This window comes from Paracoccus sp. SJTW-4 (genome assembly GCF_047716885.1).
Taxonomy (GTDB): domain Bacteria; phylum Pseudomonadota; class Alphaproteobacteria; order Rhodobacterales; family Rhodobacteraceae; genus Paracoccus; species Paracoccus solventivorans.
The window spans coordinates 2,203,627-2,219,792 of the sequence record NZ_CP136681.1; the positions used below are offsets into that span (position 1 = coordinate 2,203,627).

The 16,166-nt window shown below is 70.5% G+C and carries 15 protein-coding genes and 1 tRNA gene; 7 read left to right on the forward strand and 9 right to left on the reverse strand.

Annotated elements, in window-relative coordinates; genetic code table 11:
- Window positions 1-1,005, reverse strand: coding sequence for a class 1 fructose-bisphosphatase (locus tag RSP45_RS10765; protein WP_415391949.1), 1,005 nt, complete (start codon window positions 1,003-1,005; stop codon window positions 1-3).
- A 112-nt stretch (window positions 1,006-1,117) separates the two neighbouring features.
- On the opposite strand from RSP45_RS10765, the gene RSP45_RS10770 reads away from it, so the two are divergent.
- On the forward strand, window positions 1,118-2,032 hold the full coding sequence (locus RSP45_RS10770; RefSeq protein ID WP_415391950.1) for a LysR family transcriptional regulator: 915 nt from the start codon (window positions 1,118-1,120) through the stop codon (window positions 2,030-2,032).
- A 240-nt stretch (window positions 2,033-2,272) separates the two neighbouring features.
- Here the strand turns inward: RSP45_RS10770 and mnhG are convergent, their stop codons facing one another.
- The 8 genes from mnhG to RSP45_RS10810 all read right to left on the reverse strand — a co-directional run bounded on the left by mnhG (window position 2,273) and on the right by RSP45_RS10810 (window position 9,769).
- Window positions 2,273-2,650 (reverse strand): monovalent cation/H(+) antiporter subunit G, encoded by a 378-nt coding sequence (mnhG, locus tag RSP45_RS10775; protein ID WP_415391951.1) that lies wholly within the window; start codon window positions 2,648-2,650, stop codon window positions 2,273-2,275.
- Window positions 2,647-2,928: a K+/H+ antiporter subunit F gene (locus RSP45_RS10780; protein WP_415391952.1), complete on the reverse strand. Its 282-nt coding sequence runs from the start codon at window positions 2,926-2,928 to the stop codon at window positions 2,647-2,649. The genes mnhG and RSP45_RS10780 overlap by 4 nt, the downstream gene beginning before the upstream one ends.
- Window positions 2,925-3,410, reverse strand: coding sequence for a Na+/H+ antiporter subunit E (locus tag RSP45_RS10785; protein WP_415391953.1), 486 nt, complete (start codon window positions 3,408-3,410; stop codon window positions 2,925-2,927). Before RSP45_RS10785 ends, RSP45_RS10780 begins: the two co-directional genes overlap by 4 nt.
- The gene (locus tag RSP45_RS10790) at window positions 3,407-5,095 is read right to left on the reverse strand and encodes a monovalent cation/H+ antiporter subunit D (protein ID WP_415391954.1); all 1,689 of its coding nucleotides are present in this window, start codon (window positions 5,093-5,095) and stop codon (window positions 3,407-3,409) included. The genes RSP45_RS10785 and RSP45_RS10790 overlap by 4 nt, the downstream gene beginning before the upstream one ends.
- Window positions 5,092-5,436 carry a Na+/H+ antiporter subunit C gene (locus RSP45_RS10795; protein ID WP_073064980.1) on the reverse strand — a complete coding sequence of 115 codons (345 nt, stop codon included), beginning with the start codon at window positions 5,434-5,436 and terminating at the stop codon, window positions 5,092-5,094. The genes RSP45_RS10790 and RSP45_RS10795 overlap by 4 nt, the downstream gene beginning before the upstream one ends.
- A complete protein-coding gene (locus tag RSP45_RS10800) occupies window positions 5,436-8,417 on the reverse strand; it encodes a monovalent cation/H+ antiporter subunit A (RefSeq protein ID WP_415391955.1) in 2,982 nt (993 codons plus the stop codon). Before RSP45_RS10800 ends, RSP45_RS10795 begins: the two co-directional genes overlap by 1 nt.
- A 486-nt stretch (window positions 8,418-8,903) precedes the next feature.
- Entirely contained in the window at window positions 8,904-9,560 is a 657-nt protein-coding gene (locus tag RSP45_RS10805) for a DsbA family protein (protein WP_415391956.1), read from the reverse strand.
- Between the two features lie 134 nt (window positions 9,561-9,694).
- A tRNA-Lys gene (locus RSP45_RS10810) sits at window positions 9,695-9,769 on the reverse strand.
- Window positions 9,770-9,866: 97 nt separating this feature from the next.
- On the opposite strand from RSP45_RS10810, the gene dapF reads away from it, so the two are divergent.
- From dapF to dxs, 6 genes are all read left to right on the forward strand, one after another.
- The gene (dapF, locus tag RSP45_RS10815; RefSeq protein ID WP_415391957.1) at window positions 9,867-10,709 is read left to right on the forward strand and encodes a diaminopimelate epimerase; all 843 of its coding nucleotides are present in this window, start codon (window positions 9,867-9,869) and stop codon (window positions 10,707-10,709) included.
- Window positions 10,706-11,956: a tRNA (N(6)-L-threonylcarbamoyladenosine(37)-C(2))-methylthiotransferase MtaB gene (gene mtaB / locus RSP45_RS10820; RefSeq protein WP_415391958.1), complete on the forward strand. Its 1,251-nt coding sequence runs from the start codon at window positions 10,706-10,708 to the stop codon at window positions 11,954-11,956. Before dapF ends, mtaB begins: the two co-directional genes overlap by 4 nt.
- Before the next feature lie 168 nt (window positions 11,957-12,124).
- Window positions 12,125-13,036: a histone deacetylase family protein gene (locus RSP45_RS10825; RefSeq protein ID WP_415391959.1), complete on the forward strand. Its 912-nt coding sequence runs from the start codon at window positions 12,125-12,127 to the stop codon at window positions 13,034-13,036.
- Window positions 13,033-13,275, forward strand: a complete 243-nt coding sequence (locus RSP45_RS10830) for an exodeoxyribonuclease VII small subunit (protein WP_073064963.1) — start codon at window positions 13,033-13,035, stop codon at window positions 13,273-13,275. Before RSP45_RS10825 ends, RSP45_RS10830 begins: the two co-directional genes overlap by 4 nt.
- Window positions 13,276-13,277: 2 nt before the next feature.
- The gene (locus tag RSP45_RS10835) at window positions 13,278-14,156 is read left to right on the forward strand and encodes a polyprenyl synthetase family protein (RefSeq protein ID WP_415391960.1); all 879 of its coding nucleotides are present in this window, start codon (window positions 13,278-13,280) and stop codon (window positions 14,154-14,156) included.
- Window positions 14,157-14,211: 55 nt separating this feature from the next.
- Window positions 14,212-16,125, forward strand: coding sequence for a 1-deoxy-D-xylulose-5-phosphate synthase (gene dxs / locus RSP45_RS10840; RefSeq protein ID WP_415394049.1), 1,914 nt, complete (start codon window positions 14,212-14,214; stop codon window positions 16,123-16,125).
- Window positions 16,126-16,166 lie beyond the last annotated feature (41 nt).

Consider the following 16,166-nt stretch of genomic DNA (forward strand, 5'->3'; position numbering starts at 1 on the left):
CTACTGCCGGAAGAGGCCGCGTTGGCCGAAAAGGGCGGCGACTTCCTCGTGCGGAAGGTCGTGATAGGCGGCGACGCGATGCACCTTGACGGGGGTGCCGAAAACCAGCGGCGTGCGTTCGTGCAGCGCCTGCGGCACAAGGTCCAGGATCGGATCGCAGCCGTCGGTGGCCGCACCCCCCGCCTGTTCCACCAGCAGCGCGATGGGCGCGCATTCGTAGACATGGCGCAGCCGGCCGTGGTCGTAGCCGCGCCGCGCGTCGGCCGGATACAGGAAGATGCCGCCGCGGGTGATGATGCGATGGGTTTCCGCCACCAGCGAGGCCACCCAGCGCATGTTGAAGTTCTTGTCGCGCGGCCCGGTTTCCCCCGCCAGGCAGTCGTCGATATAGGCGCGCACCGGTGGCGCCCAGTGCCGATAGTTCGAGACGTTGATCGCGAATTCGTTCGACCGCTGCGGGATCGCCAGCGGCCCGGCGGGTTCGAACCGCCCGGTTTCCGGGTCCAGCACCCACAGCGCGGTGCCGCGGCCCAGCGTCAGCACCAGCGCGGTCTGCGGGCCGTAGATCACATAGCCCGCCGCCAGCTGCTCGCGCCCCGGGCGCAGGAACGAGGCCAGCGGATCGTCCTGCGCGGGCAGGATGGAAAAGATGGTGCCGATCGACATGTTGACGTCGATGTTCGAGGACCCGTCCAGCGGGTCGATCGCCAGCGCCAGCGGCGCCCCCGGGGTCAGGGGCACCACCTCGTCGCGTTCCTCGGAGGCATACCAGCGCACCGGCGCGCCTTGCAGCGCCGCGAACACCGCGCGGTCGGCGATCAGGTCCAGCGCCTTCTGGCTGTCGCCGTCGCTGTTTTCGCCGACGGTGGCGCCGTGGCGTTCCAGCGGGCCGCGGGCGATGCGGCGCGACAGCTCGCGGGCCACGCGGGCCAGGGTGCGGATCACTTCGGCCACCTCGGGCTGCGTGGCCAGTTCGGCCAGACCGATATCCTCGGCTGCTGTCATCGCCCGCTCTCCTCCCCAGACCGACGTGATTTCTGGATTGATCATGCGGGCGTTGTAAGCATAGTTAAATTTAATAATGAAAAAGAATGGTTCAGAAAAATTGAATCCATGCTTGGAAGCCATCACCCTGCGGCAGTTGCGTGCGCTGGATGCGGTGGCGCAGGCGCGCTCGATCACCGGGGCGGCGCAGGCGCTGGGGCTGACCGCGCCGGCGGTGCACAGCCAGCTGCGCGTGCTCGAGGATGCGGTCGGGGCGGCGCTGGTGTTTCGCGACGGCGCCCACGCCTTCCAGCCCACCCCGGCCGGCGAGGCGCTGCTGCTGGGCGCGCGCCGCGCCGACGCGGCGCTGCGGGCGGCGCTGGGCGACATCGAGGCGCTGCAGCAGGGGCGCGCCGGGCGGGTGGTGCTGGCGGTGGTCTCGACCGCCAAGTATTTCGTCCCCGCGCTGGTGGCCGAGCTGGGCCGCAGCCTGCCGGGGATCGAGATCGTCCTGCGGGTCGGCAACCGCGACTGGGTGGTGGCGGCGCTGCGCGACGGCACCGTGGACATGGCGATCACCGGCCGCCCCCCGCGCGAACCCCGCGTGACCGCCGCCGACATCGGCCCGCATCCGCATGTGCTGATCGCGCCCCCCGCGCATCCGCTGGCCGCGCTGCAAGAGGTGCCGGCGCAGGCGATCCTGGCCGAGCCGCTGATCCTGCGCGAGCCGGGGTCGGGCACGCGGCTGCTGGCGCAGCGCTTCCTCGACCGGCTGGGCGAGGGGCAGAGCTATGCCGCCATCGAGATGGATTCAAACGAAACGATCAAGCAGGCGGTCATGGCCGGGCTGGGAATCGCGCTGATTTCCGCCCACACCGTCGCCGACGAGCTGAAGTCGCGGCGGCTGGTGGCGCTGCGCCGCCCCGACCTGCCGATCATCCGCCGCTGGTTCCTGCTGCACCGCGAGGACACACCCCCCACCGGCGCCGCCGGCACCGTCTGGCAGGACATCCTGTCGCGCGAGGGACGGTTCCTGCCGGCGGCGTGAGCGGGAAGGCCGGGCAGGGCCCGGCCTGCCTTCGGCATGGGTATTTGGGCCAGAAAGAAGTCACCGGCCGGCGCAAGGCCGAGAGGTCGGCGCGCGTGAGTGCGCAGGGTGAAGCGAGGCGGATTCGTCAGTGGGGTCGAGCGGGCGCGAGAGGCCGCGCGGCCGATGCAGGCGCGCGGACGCCGCAAGCGGGCGCGGCGTCGGGAGAGCCGGATGCGAGATGGGCGGGCGGTGCCCCGCTCAGCGCTCCGTGCCGCGTTTCAGCGGGTGGCCGGGGGCGTCGCTGCCGGGGGGCGGGCGGCCTTCGGCGCGGTCGCGGTGCAGGGCGGCACGGCCCAGCACCATCAACGTCACCGGCGCGGTCACCATCATCATGATGCCCAGAAACAGCTCGTGGATCACCGGGCGCGAGCCCAGCGTCGAATACATCAGCACCGAGCCGACCAGGATTCCCGCCGTCCCCCAGCTGACCCCCAAAGTCGGCGCGTGCAGCCGTTCGTAGAAGCTGCCCAGCCGCAGCAGCCCGATGGTGCCCAGCAGCGTCAGCACCGTGCCGATCAGCACGAACAGCGCGATCAGCACCGCGATCAGCGGGTGGATCTGGTCGAGATGGCTCATTCGATCACCTCGCCGCGCATCAGGAACTTGCCCATCGCGGTGGTGGCGACGAAGCCCAGCGTGCCGATGACCAGCGCTGCCTCGAACTGATAGACGGTGCCGTGATACATGCCGGCGACCACCAGCAGCAGCATGGCGCAGACATAGGCGGAATCGAGCCCCAGCACCCGGTCCTGCGCCCGCGGCCCGTAAAGCGCCCGGACCACCGCCAAGAGCAGCGCCACCGCCAGGCAGACCTGCGAAAACACCAGTACCGCCGAAAGCAGGGTCGCGCTCATTCGAAGATCTCCAGCAGCAGCGATTCGTATCGGGACTTGATGATATCCACCCAGTCGTCGGATTCGAGCAGGTCGAAGACATGCAGCAGCAGCCGCCCCTCGCGCGGGTCGTATTCGATCCAGGCGGTGCCGGGGGTGGCGGTGACGATCATGGCAAGGATCGCCAGCGCGTGCTGGTTGGTCAGCTCGAGCGGGATATGCACGAAGCCCGAGCGGCGGCGGTTGTCGCGGCCTTGGGTCACGATCAGCCGCGCCACCGCGATGTTCGAGCGGATGATGTCGCCGCCGACCCGCAGGAACAGCCGCAGGATCTGGCGCGGGCGGCGCACCCGGATCGGGTCCGGGGTCAGCCGCCGATAGGCCAGCCCCGCCAGCACCGCCACGATCGCCGCCAGCAGCAGCTGCCCGGCCGAGACCTCGGTTAGCACCAGCCACAGCAGCGCGATGACGGCAGACACCAGCGGATGCGGGAACAGCGTCATGGCTGCACCTCGACCGGGGCGGGGGGTTCGGCCGTGCCGGGGTCGGGGGCGTCGGAGGCCAGCGCCTCGGGGCCGACCGGGGGGGCGGTCATCACGCCGCCGATATAGACGGCGTTTTCGGTCAGGGCGTTGGCGGTGCGGTCCAGATAGCGCAGCGCCGGTTCCGCCTGCACGGTCAGCAGCGCGACGGTGCCGACCAGCATCAGGATCGGCAGCGCCTCCATCACCGGCAGGGGCGGGTCCTCGCCATTGGCCCACAGGCTCTGGATCCCCCAGCGCATCAGCGCGATCAGCGTGCAGAACCCCGACAGGATCAGCAGCACCACAAAGGCCCAGTGCCCCCACATCCCCGGCAGGGTCCAGGCGCGCTGCACCGCGCCCGACAGCATCCCGAACTTGCCCAGGAACCCGGCCAGCGGCGGCAGCCCGGCCACCACCAGCACGCAGACCAGGAACGCCATGCCCAGCAGCGCGGTGGCGCCGGGGATGGCGGTGCCCTCTTCCCGCGGCTCGTCATCGTCTTCCTCGGGGTCGAGGCCGTAAACCTCGGCGGTGACCGCCAGCAGCCCGGCGATGCCCTCCTCCTTGCGGCCGATGGGCTCGGCCAGCAGGAACAGCGCCGCCAGCCCCAGGGTCGAGGCGAACATGTAGTAGAGCGCCCCGGTCAGCATCGGGGCGTCGTCGTAGATCATCGCCAGCCCCGCCACCGCCAGCAACGTCCCCGAGGACACCAGCACCAGATTGCCGGTCATCCGCCCCAGGTCCTGCGCCGCCAGCACCCCGAGCGAGCCATAGGCCATGGTGGCCATGCCCCCCATCGCCAGCACCTGCGCGCCGAAGCCCGCCGATTCGCCCGCCGCCGGGCCGAACAGCAGCAGCCCCAGCCGGATGATCACATAGGCCCCGACCTTGGTCAGCAGCGAAAACACCGCGCCCACCGGCGGGGCGGCGGCGCCATAGGCGTTGGGCAGCCAGAAGCACAGCGGCCACATCGCCGCCTTGATCAAGAACGCCCCCGACAGCAGCGCGGCGGCGGCGTGGATCATCGGGCGGTCGGCCTCGGACAGGCGCGGGATGCGGGTGGCCAGGTCGGCCATATTCAGCGTGCCGGTGGTGCCGTAGATCAGCGCCACCCCCAGCAGGAACAGCATTGCCGCCAGTAGGTTGACCGCGATGTAATGCAGCCCCGCCCCAACCCTGACGCGCCCCGAGCCGTGCAGCAGCAACCCGTAAGAGGCCGCCAGCATCACCTCGAAGAACACGAACAGGTTGAACAGGTCGCCGGTCAGGAACGCCCCGTTCACCCCCATCAGCAGGAACTGGAACAGCGCGTTGAAATGCTGGCCGTTGCGGTGCCAGCCCGCGCCCGCATAGATCAGCGCCGGCAGCGCCACCACCGAGGTCAGCAGCAGCATCAGCGCCGACAGCCGGTCCAGCACCAGCACGATGCCATAGGGCGAGGGCCAGTCCCCCAGCAGATACAGGGTGACGATGTTGCGCCCCAGCTCGGACGAGCCGCCGGCCCGCAGGATCAGCGCGATCGCCACCCCCAGCTGCAGCACGCAGGAGATCAGCCCCAGCCCCAGCTTCAGCCGGCGCTGGCGTTCGTCGTACATCAGCATGATCGCACCAGCGATCAGCGGGATCAGGATCGGCAGCACGATGATATGGGGCGGAGGCGTCACTGCTCGCGCTCCTTCCCGTCGACATGGTCGGTGCCGGTCAACCCGCGCGAGGCCATGATCACCACCAGAAACAGCGCCGTGGTGGCAAAGCCGATGACGATGGCGGTCAGCACCAGCGCCTGCGGCACCGGGTCGGCATAGCGGTCGGGGTTGACGAAGCCGCCCTTGGGCATGATCGGGGCGGCGCCGGTGACCAGCCGCCCCATGGCAAAGATGAACAGGTTGACGCCATAGGACAGCAGGCACAGCCCGACGATGACCTGGAAGGTCCGCGGCCGCAGCGCCAGCCAGACGCCGGATCCGACCAGCACCCCGATGCCCAGCGACAGGGTCAGTTCCATCACGCGCCCTCCTGCTGGTGCGCCTGTTCCTCGATGCGGTTCTCGCGTTCCTCGGCCGCGGCCACGGGGTCGGCGGCGTCGGCGGCCTCGCGTGCGCGCAGGCGGGCCGAGCGCAGCGACTGGTGGGCGATGGCGATCTGCATCAGCACGGTCGAGCCGACCACCACCGCGAACACCCCCAGGTCAAAGACCATGGCGGTCGCCGCCGGCACCGGGCCGATCAGCGGCAGCTCCACATATTGCGCGTGGGCGGTCAGGAACGGATAGCCGAACAGGAAGGCGCCCATGCCGGTGCCCGCGGCGATCATCAGCCCCAGCCCGATCCAGCGCACCGGCAGGATGGTGATGCGGCTTTCGATCCAGCGCACGTCGGTCGCCAGATATTGCAGCAGCAGCCCGATGGCGAAGGCGACGCCGGCGGCAAAGCCCCCGCCCGGCAGGTCGTGGCCGCGCAGGAACAGATAGGCCGCGATCGCCACCGACACCGGGAACATCCACTGCATGATGATCGCGGGGATCATCATCATCTGGTCGCGGCGGGTCGGCTCGGCCGCGGCCTCGCGCTCGGGATCGAGGGGGGGCAGTTCGCTGAAGGTCTGCTGCGAGGGCTGGGCCACGCTTTCCGGGGCCGGGCGGAAGCGGCGCAGCAGCGCATAGCAGGTCAGCGCCACGATCCCCAGCACGGTGATCTCGCCCATGGTGTCGAAGGCGCGGAAATCCACCAGGATCACGTTGACCGCGTTGGTGCCGCCGCCCTCGGCATAGGCGTTGCGGCGGAACCAGTCGCCGATGGACAGCCCCGGCGGCACGGTCATCACGGCGAATGCGATGGCCGCGACCCCGGCCCCGCAGGCGGCCGCGATCACCAGGTCGATGGCGCGGCGGGTGCGGGCCGGCAGGCGCTTGTCGCCCTCGATCTCCTGCAGGCGCTTGGGCAGCCAACGCAGGCCCAGCAGCAGCAGCACGGTGGTGATGATCTCGACCAGCAGCTGCGTCACCGCCAGGTCGGGGGCGGAAAACCACGAGAACGTCATCGCCGTGACCAGCCCCGCGCCCCCCAGCAGCGCCAGCGCCGCAAAGCGGTGATACTTGGCCAGCGCCGCCGCCCCGATCGCGCAGGCGATCCCGGCCAGCCACAGCAGCGCGAAGCCGGGGTCCATCCGGTCCCACAGCCCGCGCGGGACCAGCCGGCCGGCCCCCCACAGCGCCCAGGCCGCCGCGGACAGGCTGAGCAGCACCACCAGCCGCAGCTGCACCTGCAGCCGGTTGCTGCCGGTGACGCGCGACAGGAACACCGGCCATTTCCGCGTCACCACCAGCATCAGCCGGTCAAAGATCTGCTGCCCGCGCAGCAGGCTGAGGAAGCCCGGCGCCTCGTTCGCCTGCGACAGCCGCTTGGAGAACAGGAAATAGAACAGCGTCCCCAGCACCAGCGCGGTCAGGCTCATCTTCAGGGGCGTGTTGAAGCCGTGCCACAGCGCCAGGCTGTAACGGGGCGCGGCGTCGCCCAGTACCGCCAGCACCCCCGACTGCAGGATGGCGCCGATCAGCGCCTCGGGCCAGAACCCGACCAGCAGCACGATGGCGACCAGCAGCTCGACCGGGCGGCGCATCCAGACGGGGGGTTCGTGCGGTTCCTTGGGCAGGTCGGTGGCCAGCGGGCCAAAGAACACCGCCGCGATGAAGCGCAGCGAATAGGCGACGCTGAACACGCTGGCAAAGGTGGCGATATAGGGCAGCCAGCGGTCCAGCCAGGTGCCGTTGTGCCAGTCGGCGGCCTCGGCAAAGAACATTTCCTTGGACAGGAAGCCGTTGAGCAGCGGCACCCCCGCCATGGCGGCGGCGGCGACGATCGCCAGCAGCGCGGTGCGCGGCATGGCGTGGCGCAGCCCGGACAGCTTGCGCAGGTCGCGGGTGCCGGTCTCATGGTCGATGATCCCCGCCCCCATGAACAGCGAGGCCTTGAACACCGCGTGGTTCATGATGTGGAAGATGGCGGCCACGATGGCCGCGCCGCTGCCCATCCCGGCCAGCGCGGTGATCAGCCCCAGGTGGCTGATGGTCGAATAGGCGAGCAGCCCTTTCAGGTCGTTGCGCCAGGTCGCGATCACCGCGCCGATGACCAGCGTGACCATGCCGGTCCCGGCCACGACCCAGAACCACGCATCCGTCGCCCCCAGCACCGGCGAGAACCGCACCAGCAGGAACACCCCCGCCTTTACCATGGTGGCGGAATGCAGATAGGCGCTGACCGGGGTCGGCGCGGCCATGGCGTTCGGCAGCCAGAAATGGAACGGGAACTGCGCCGACTTGGTGAAGGCGCCCAGCAGGAACAGCCCCAGGATCCACAGATACCACGGATGCCCGCGCACCAGATCGCCCGCGCGCAGCACGTCGTCCAGCTGGTAGCTGCCCACCGCCTGCCCCAGCAGGATCATCGCCGCCAGCAGCGCGATCCCGCCGGCGGCGGTGACCACCAGCGCGGTCCTGGCCCCGTCGCGGGCGCCGGCGTTCTGGTGCCAGTAGCCGATCAGCAGGAACGAAAACAGGCTGGTCAGTTCCCAGAACACCACCATCAGGATGATGTTGCCGGCGATCAGCACCCCCACCATCGACCCGGCAAAGGCCAGCAGGAAGCCGTAGAACCGCGGCACCGGGTCCGAGGGGGCCAGGTAATAGCGCGCATAGATCACCACCAGCAGCCCGATGCCGTAGACCAGCAGCAGCATCAGCCAGGAAAACCCGTCCAGCCGCAGTGTGACGTCCAGCCCCAGCGAGGGCGCCCAGCTCAGGGTGCGGGATACGACCTGCCCGGCGGTGACCTCGGGGAACAGCACCGCCAGCGCCGCAAGCCCCGCGACCATGACCGAGCTGGCCAGCGCCACCTCGGCGTTGCGGGCCGAAACCGGCATGGTGACAGCCGAAACCGCCCCGATGAAGGGCAGCACCGCAAGCAGCAAGAGCAGGTTCTCGGCCAGCATATGTCCGGTCGGTCGCCTTTCGTCGTCACGGCGGCGCGGCGGGCGCGCGGGTCTGGGGGCGGCCCGGGGGCCGGAGGCGGGCGGGTGGGGCCGGCGGCCCCGGAATGCGGGACCGCGACCACCGGACGGCGCTGCGGGAACGCCGGAAACGGGCATGGCCCGGCGGGATCACCTGCCATCGTGCCACGGCGGGCGGCGCATGTGCGCAACGCTCTGCCGGGGTGCAGCTACAAGAGAATACCTGCCGGAAATCGCTTCGACATTCGAGCTACAAGCTGCCCGGCGGCCCGTCAATCAGTTGTCCCGCAGCTGCGGGTCACAAACCTGAAAGTCGGGCCGGAAAAGGGTTAAGGGGAGCGGCCCGGCGCAGCCCGCACCCGGCCCACGGCGCCGCGGGCGGATGCCCCGGCGGCTGCGATGCCCGTGATCTTGCGCGGCTTTTTGCAGACCGCGCGACTTTGCCCGGTGCGCCGCCGTAGCGGGCCCTCAGCCCCGGGCGCGCGCCACGGCGCGGCGCAGCGCCGGGATGCTCATGGCGCCGCGATAGACGGCGGGCTGGGGTGTCGCGGTGTCCCCCGGCTGCGGTGTCCGGCCGATCGCAAAGCTGGGCGTGCCCTGCAGCCCCATCCGCGCCGCATGGGCCGCGCTGCGCGACAACAACCCGTCCCAGCGGCCGCGGTCGCGGCGGAACGCATCCTCGGCCGCGATGTGATCGACGCCCGCGCCGGCCAGCGCCCGGCGGATCTGGGGGGCGGCCAGCCGCCCCTCGGTCGCCATCAGCGCGCGGTGGGCGGGCGCATAGGCGCCCAGCGAGGCCGCCCCCAGCACCAGCTGCGCCGCCAGCACCGAAGGGGCGCCGAACACCGGCCAGTCGCGCATCATCAGCCGGATGTTGCCATCCTCGGCCACCAGCGCCAGCAGATCTTCGTGCCCGCGCTTGCAGAACGGGCACTGGTAATCGAAGAACTCGACGACGGTCACGTCGCCCGCCGGGTTGCCCAGCAGCGGGCTGTCGGGGTCGGTCAGCACCTCGGTATCCGCCAGCTCGGCCGCGCGCCGGCGCAGCGCCATACCGCCGCCGACGAACCCGGCCAGCACCAGCGCCCCGCCCGCGCCCAGCATCATCCGCCGCGTGTTGTCCATCTGCACCTCCGTCCGTCCGGCATGGCGGATGCCGCCGCTGCCGTCAGCCGCCCCTTGTGATCACAACCCTTCAGGCACCCCAATATGCAGAAACCGCCGGCAGAATCATCTGCCGGCGGTTTCCGAAAGTCAGGTGGTGAGCCCGGTTGGGATCGAACCAACGACCCACTGATTAAAAGTCAGTTGCTCTACCACTGAGCTACGGGCCCCAACACAGGGCGTGTCCCTAAACACAGGTGCAAACGGGGTCAAGCGGAAAAGACCCGACCTCTGGCGGAATTGCGGGGGCGGGCGTATATCGCGGCGATGGACCAGCTTCAGCGCCCCTCGGGTGGCCTTGGCTTCATCAAGATGCACGGGGCCGGCAATGATTTCGTGGTGATCGATTCGCGCGCCGAACCGGCGCGGCGGATGACGCCGGCGCTGGCGCGGGCGCTGGGCGACCGCAACCGCGGCGTGGGTTTCGACCAGCTGGCCGAGATCCTGCCGCATCAGGATGCCGACTATCGGCTGGATTTCTGGAACGCCGACGGGTCTCAGGCCGGGGCTTGCGGCAATGCCTCGCGCTGTGTGGCGGACCTGATGCTGCGCGAGCTGGGCCACGACCGGGTGCGATTCGCCACAGGCCGCGGAATGCTGGAGGCGCGGCGCGAGGGCGGCGCGGTCCACGTCAACATGGGGCCGCCGCAACTGGCGTGGGACCAGATACCGCTGGCGCAGGAGGTCGACACCGACGCCCTGCCGCTGGAGCTGACCCCCGCGGCCGTCGGCATGGGCAACCCGCATTGCGTGTTCTTTGTCGATGACGCCGAGGTGGTGCCGCTGGAAACCCTGGGCCCGCGGATCGAGAATCACCCGCTGTTTCCCCAGCGCACCAATGTCGAGTTCGCCAGCCTGACCGGCCCCGACCAGCTGCGGATGCGGGTGTGGGAACGCGGCGCCGGGGTGACGCTGGCCTGCGGCTCGGGCGCCTGCGCGGTGGCGGTGGCGGCGCATCGGCGCGGGCTGACCGGGCGGCGGGTGGTGCTGGATCTGGACGGCGGCACCCTTTCGGTAGACTGGCGCGACGATGGCGTGTGGCTGTCCGGCCCGGTGGCGCGGGTCTTTGACGGCATGTTGTCCCCCGACTGGCTGGCGGCGGTCGGATGAGCGCGCCCCCGATCCTCGCCACGCTGGGCTGCCGGCTGAATGCCTATGAATCCGAGGCGATGGCCGAGATGGCCGAGGCCGCCGGGCTGCAGGGCGCGGTGATCGTGAACACCTGCGCGGTCACGGCCGAGGCGGTGCGCAAGGCCCGCCAGGAAATCCGCCGGCTCGCCCGCGAAAACCCCGGCGCCCCGATCATCGTCACCGGCTGCGCCGCGCAGACCGAGCCGGAAACCTTTGCCGCCATGCCCGAGGTCGCCCGCGTCATCGGCAACCACGAAAAGATGCAGCCCGCCACCTGGTCGGCGCTGGCCGCCCCCGATTTCGGGACCGAGCGGGTGATGGTCGACGACATCATGTCGGTGCGCGAAACCGCCGGCCACCTGATCGACGGCTTCGGCCGCCATCGCGCCTATGTGCAGGTGCAGAACGGCTGCGACCACCGCTGCACCTTCTGCATCATCCCTTACGGGCGCGGCAATTCGCGCTCGGTCCCGGCCGGGGTGGTGGTCGAGCAGATCAAGCGCCTGCGCGACCGCGGTTTCAACGAGGTGGTGCTGACGGGGGTGGACCTGACCTCATGGGGCGCTGACCTGCCCGCCACGCCGCGGCTGGGCAATCTGGTGCGCCGGATCCTGAAGATGGTGCCGGACCTGCCGCGGCTGCGCATCTCCTCGATCGATTCGATCGAGGCCGACCCCGAGCTGATCGAGGCGATCGCCACCGAGCCGCGGCTGATGCCGCATCTGCACCTGTCGCTGCAGCACGGCGACGACCTGATCCTGAAACGGATGAAGCGCCGCCACCTGCGCGATGACGCCATAAACTTTTGCCAGGAAACCCGCCGCCTGCGCCCCGACATCGTGTTCGGCGCCGACATCATCGCGGGCTTCCCCACGGAAACCGAGGCGCATTTCCAGAACTCGCTGAAACTGGTCGAGGACTGCGGGCTGACCTTCCTGCATGTGTTCCCCTATAGCCCGCGCAAGGGCACCCCGGCCGCACGGATGCCTGCCGTCCCCGGCCCGGCGATCCGCGAACGCGCCGCACGGCTGCGGGATGCAGGCGAGGCGGCACTGCGCGCGCATCTCGACGCGCAGTGGGGCCGAACCCACCGCATCCTGACCGAAGGCCCCCGCATCGGCCGCACCGAGCAGTTTACCGAGGTCGCGTTGCACCGCGACATGCCCGAAGGCGCGCTGCTGGATCTTGTGATCACAGGCCACGACGGGGCGCGGCTGACCGCCTGACCCGTTGCCCCCGCGTCGCGGCCGCATGGGTATTTATACCAGAAAGAAGCCCATCCGCAGCGCCAGTGACTTCTTTCTGGCTCAAATACCCATTGCCACGCTGCCACCGGCACCGCGAGGCCCGGATAGGATTTGCGCGCGCCGCCCGCTTGGCCTTAGCCTTGGCGCATGACGATCCTTTACAGCCACCCCGCGTCCGAACGCCACGTCACGCCCCCCGGTCACCCCGAGCAGGTGGCGCGGCACCGCGCGGTGCTGGACGCGCTGGCGGACCTGCCGCTGGTGCACCGCGAGGCGCCGCTGGCCGATGATGCCGATGTGCTGCGCTGTCACTCCGAACGCTACCTGACCCGCTTACGCGCCGCTGTCCCGGCGCAGGGACAGGTGGCGCTGGACGGGGACACCTGGCTGTCGCCGGGCAGTCTCGATGCGGCGCTGCGGGCTGTGGGCGCGGGCTGCGCGGCCGTCGATGCGGCTCTGGCGGGCGAGGATCGCAGCGCCTTTGTCGCCATGCGCCCGCCGGGGCATCATGCCGAGCGTGAAACGCCGATGGGGTTCTGCATCCTCGGCACCGCCGCCATCGCGGCGAAACGGGCGCTGGACCATCACGGGCTGGACCGGGTGGCGGTGCTGGATTTCGATGTCCACCACGGCAACGGCACCCAGGACCTGCTGTGGACGGAAAAACGCGCGTTCTTTGCCTCGACCCACCAGATGCCGCTGTATCCGGGCACCGGGGCGGCCAGCGAGCAGGGCGCGCATGGGCAGATGCTGAACCTGCCGCTGCGGCCCGGTTCCGGCGGGGCCGAGGCGCGGGCGGCCTGGACCACCATCGCCGCGCGGCTGCGGGACTGGGCGCCGGGGCTGGTGATCGTCTCGGCCGGGTTCGATGCCCACGCGGCGGACCCGCTGGCCTCGCTGAACTGGGACGAATCCGACTTCGCCGCCATCACCGCGATGATCGTTGATGCGGCAGGCGCGGCGCCGGTGGTCTCGGTCCTCGAAGGGGGCTATGATCTGCCCGCGCTGGGCCGTTCGGTCCGGGCGCATGTCACCACGCTTGGGGGAATTGCGGCATGACCGACGCCGAAATCGACAGCATGTCGTTCGAGGATGCGATGAAGGAGCTCGAATCCGTCGTCGGCAAGCTGGAACACGGCGACGCCACGCTGGAACAATCCATCGCGTTGTACGAACGCGGCGCCAGGCTGCGCGCCCATTGCGAACGCCGGCTGCGGCAGGCGGAGGAGCGGGTCGAAAAGATCATGCTGTCCGCCAGCGGCGAGCCCGCGGGGACCACGCCGGTCGAAGGGCTGTAAGGGTGGACCGGCTGGACGGTTTGCGCGCCTCGGTCGAGGCGGCGGTGGCGGATGCCATCGGCGCGGCGCTGGCGGGGCTGCCGCCGGGCGATCTGGCGGATGCGATGCGCTATGCCAGCGCCGGCGGCAAGCGGGTGCGGGCGCTACTGGTGCTGGAATCGGCGCGGCTGCACGGGGTTCCTCAGGCGGGGGCGATGCCGGTGGCGGTGGCGGTAGAGCTGGTCCACGCCTACAGCCTGGTCCACGACGACCTGCCCGCGATGGACGACGACGACCTGCGCCGGGGCCAGCCCACCTGCCATATCCGCTGGTCCGAGGCGACGGCGATTCTGGCGGGCGATGCCTTGCAGGCGCAGGCCTTCGCGGTGCTGGCCGATCCCGTGGTCGGCCCGGCCGAGACCCGGATCGCGCTGGTCGCGCGGCTGGCCGCGGCGGCGGGGGCGCAGGGCATGGTCTGGGGGCAGGCGCAGGATATCGCGGCTGAAACCGCCGGCACCGCGCTGGACCTCGCCGCGACCGAGGCGCTGCAGCAGGCCAAGACCGGGGCGCTGATCCGCTTTGCCACCACGGCGGGGGCGGTGCTGGCCGGGGCCGATCCTGCGCCGCTGGAGGAATACGCCACCAATCTGGGGCTGGCGTTCCAGATCGCCGACGACATCCTCGACGTGACCGGCAGCGCCGAGCAGACCGGCAAGCGCACCGGCAAGGACCTGGCCGCCGGCAAGGCCACATTCGTGTCGCTGCTGGGGCTGGACGAGGCGCGCGCCCGCGCCGCCGCCATGGTCGCCCGCGCCGAAGCCGCGCTGGAGCCGTTCGGGGATCACGAAGCCGCGGGAAACTTGCGGGCGCTGGCGCGTTTCGTTATCCACCGCCAGACCTGACCACGGCGAGCCGCGGGCGCCGATTGCCCGTGAAAAGGGGCCCCTCATGACCGAATTGCCGCCGCGACCCGACACGCCGATGCTGGACCGGGTGACCTCGCCCGCCGATCTCAAGGCGCTGAGCGACCGCCAGCTGCACCAGCTGGCCGCCGAGCTGCGCGCGGAAACCATCAGCGCGGTCAGCGTGACCGGGGGGCATCTGGGTGCCGGGCTGGGGGTGGTGGAGCTGACCGTGGCGCTGCACGCGGTGTTCGACAGCCCGCGCGACAAGATCATCTGGGACGTGGGCCACCAGTGCTATCCGCACAAGATCCTGACCGGGCGGCGCGACCGTATCCGCACCCTGCGGACCGAGGGCGGGCTGTCCGGTTTCACCAAGCGCAGCGAAAGCCCGCATGACCCGTTCGGGGCGGGGCACAGCTCGACCTCGATTTCCGCGGCGCTGGGGTTTGCGGCGGCGCGCGATCTGGGCGGCGATCCGGGCGATGCGGTGGCGGTGATCGGCGACGGGGCCATGTCGGGCGGCATGGCCTTCGAGGCGCTGAACAATGCCGGCCATCTGGGCACGCGGCTGTTCGTGATCCTGAACGACAACGAGATGTCGATCGCGCCGCCGACGGGGGCGCTGTCGTCGTATTTGACCCGGTTGTACACCCGCGGCCCGTTCCAGGAACTGAAGGCCGCGGCCAAGGGCGCGGTCAGCCTGCTGCCCCCGCCGATGCAGGAAGGCGCCCGGCGCGCCAAGGAGATGCTGAAGGGCCTGACCATCGGCGGCACCATGTTCGAAGAGCTGGGGTTTTCCTATATCGGCCCGGTGGACGGGCACGACCTGGACCAGCTGTTGCCGCTGCTGCGCACGGTGCGGGCGCGGGCCACCGGGCCGGTGCTGATCCATGCGGTGACAAAAAAGGGCAAGGGCTATGCGCCCGCCGAAAACGCCAGCGACCGCGGCCACGCCACCGCGCGCTTCGACGTGGTGACCGGGGTGCAGGCCAAGGCGAAATCCAACGCTCCCAGCTATACCAGCGTCTTCGCGAAATCGCTGATCGCGCAGGCCGAGCGTGACGAAAAGATCGTGGCGATCACCGCCGCCATGCCGGACGGCACCGGGCTGAACCTGTTCGCCGAGCGTTTCCCGCGCCGCTGCTTCGACGTCGGCATCGCCGAACAGCACGCGGTGACGTTTTCGGCCGGGCTGGCGGCGGGCGGGATGCGCCCGTTCTGCGCGATCTATTCGACGTTCCTGCAGCGCGGCTATGATCAGGTGGTGCATGACGTGGCGATCCAGCGCCTGCCGGTGCGGTTCGCCATCGACCGCGCCGGGCTGGTGGGCGCCGACGGCGCCACCCATGCCGGCGCCTATGACGTGGCCTATCTCGCCAACCTGCCCGGTTTCGTGGTCATGGCCGCGGCGGACGAGGCCGAGCTGGTCCACATGGTCGCCACCGCCGCGGCGCTGGACGACCGGCCCTCGGCCTTCCGCTTCCCGCGCGGCGAGGGCACCGGGGTCGAGCTGCCCGAGCGCGGCACCCCGCTGGAAATCGGCCGCGGCCGCATCGTGGCCGAGGGCGGGCGCGTCGCGATCCTGTCCTTTGGCGCGCGGCTGTCCGAGGTGCTGGCGGCGCGCGAATCCCTGGCCGCCCGCGGCCTTGCCCCGACCGTCGCCGACGCGCGTTTTGCCAAGCCGCTGGACCGCGAGCTGATCCTGCGGCTGGTGCGCGAACACGAGGCGCTGATCACCATCGAAGAGGGCGCCATCGGCGGTTTCGGCAGCCATGTCGCGCAGCTGCTGGCGGATGAGGGCGTGTTCGACCGCGGCTTCCGCTTCCGCAGCATGGTGCTGCCCGATACGTTCATCGACCACGCCAGCCCCGAGGCGATGTATCGCGCCGCCGCGATGAACGCCCCGCAGATCGAGGCGAAGGTGCTGGAGGTTCTGGGCGTGGCCTCGATGGAACGCCGCGCCTGACGGGGCGGGGCAGGGGGGCGTCGCCCCCCGCGCTACGCGCT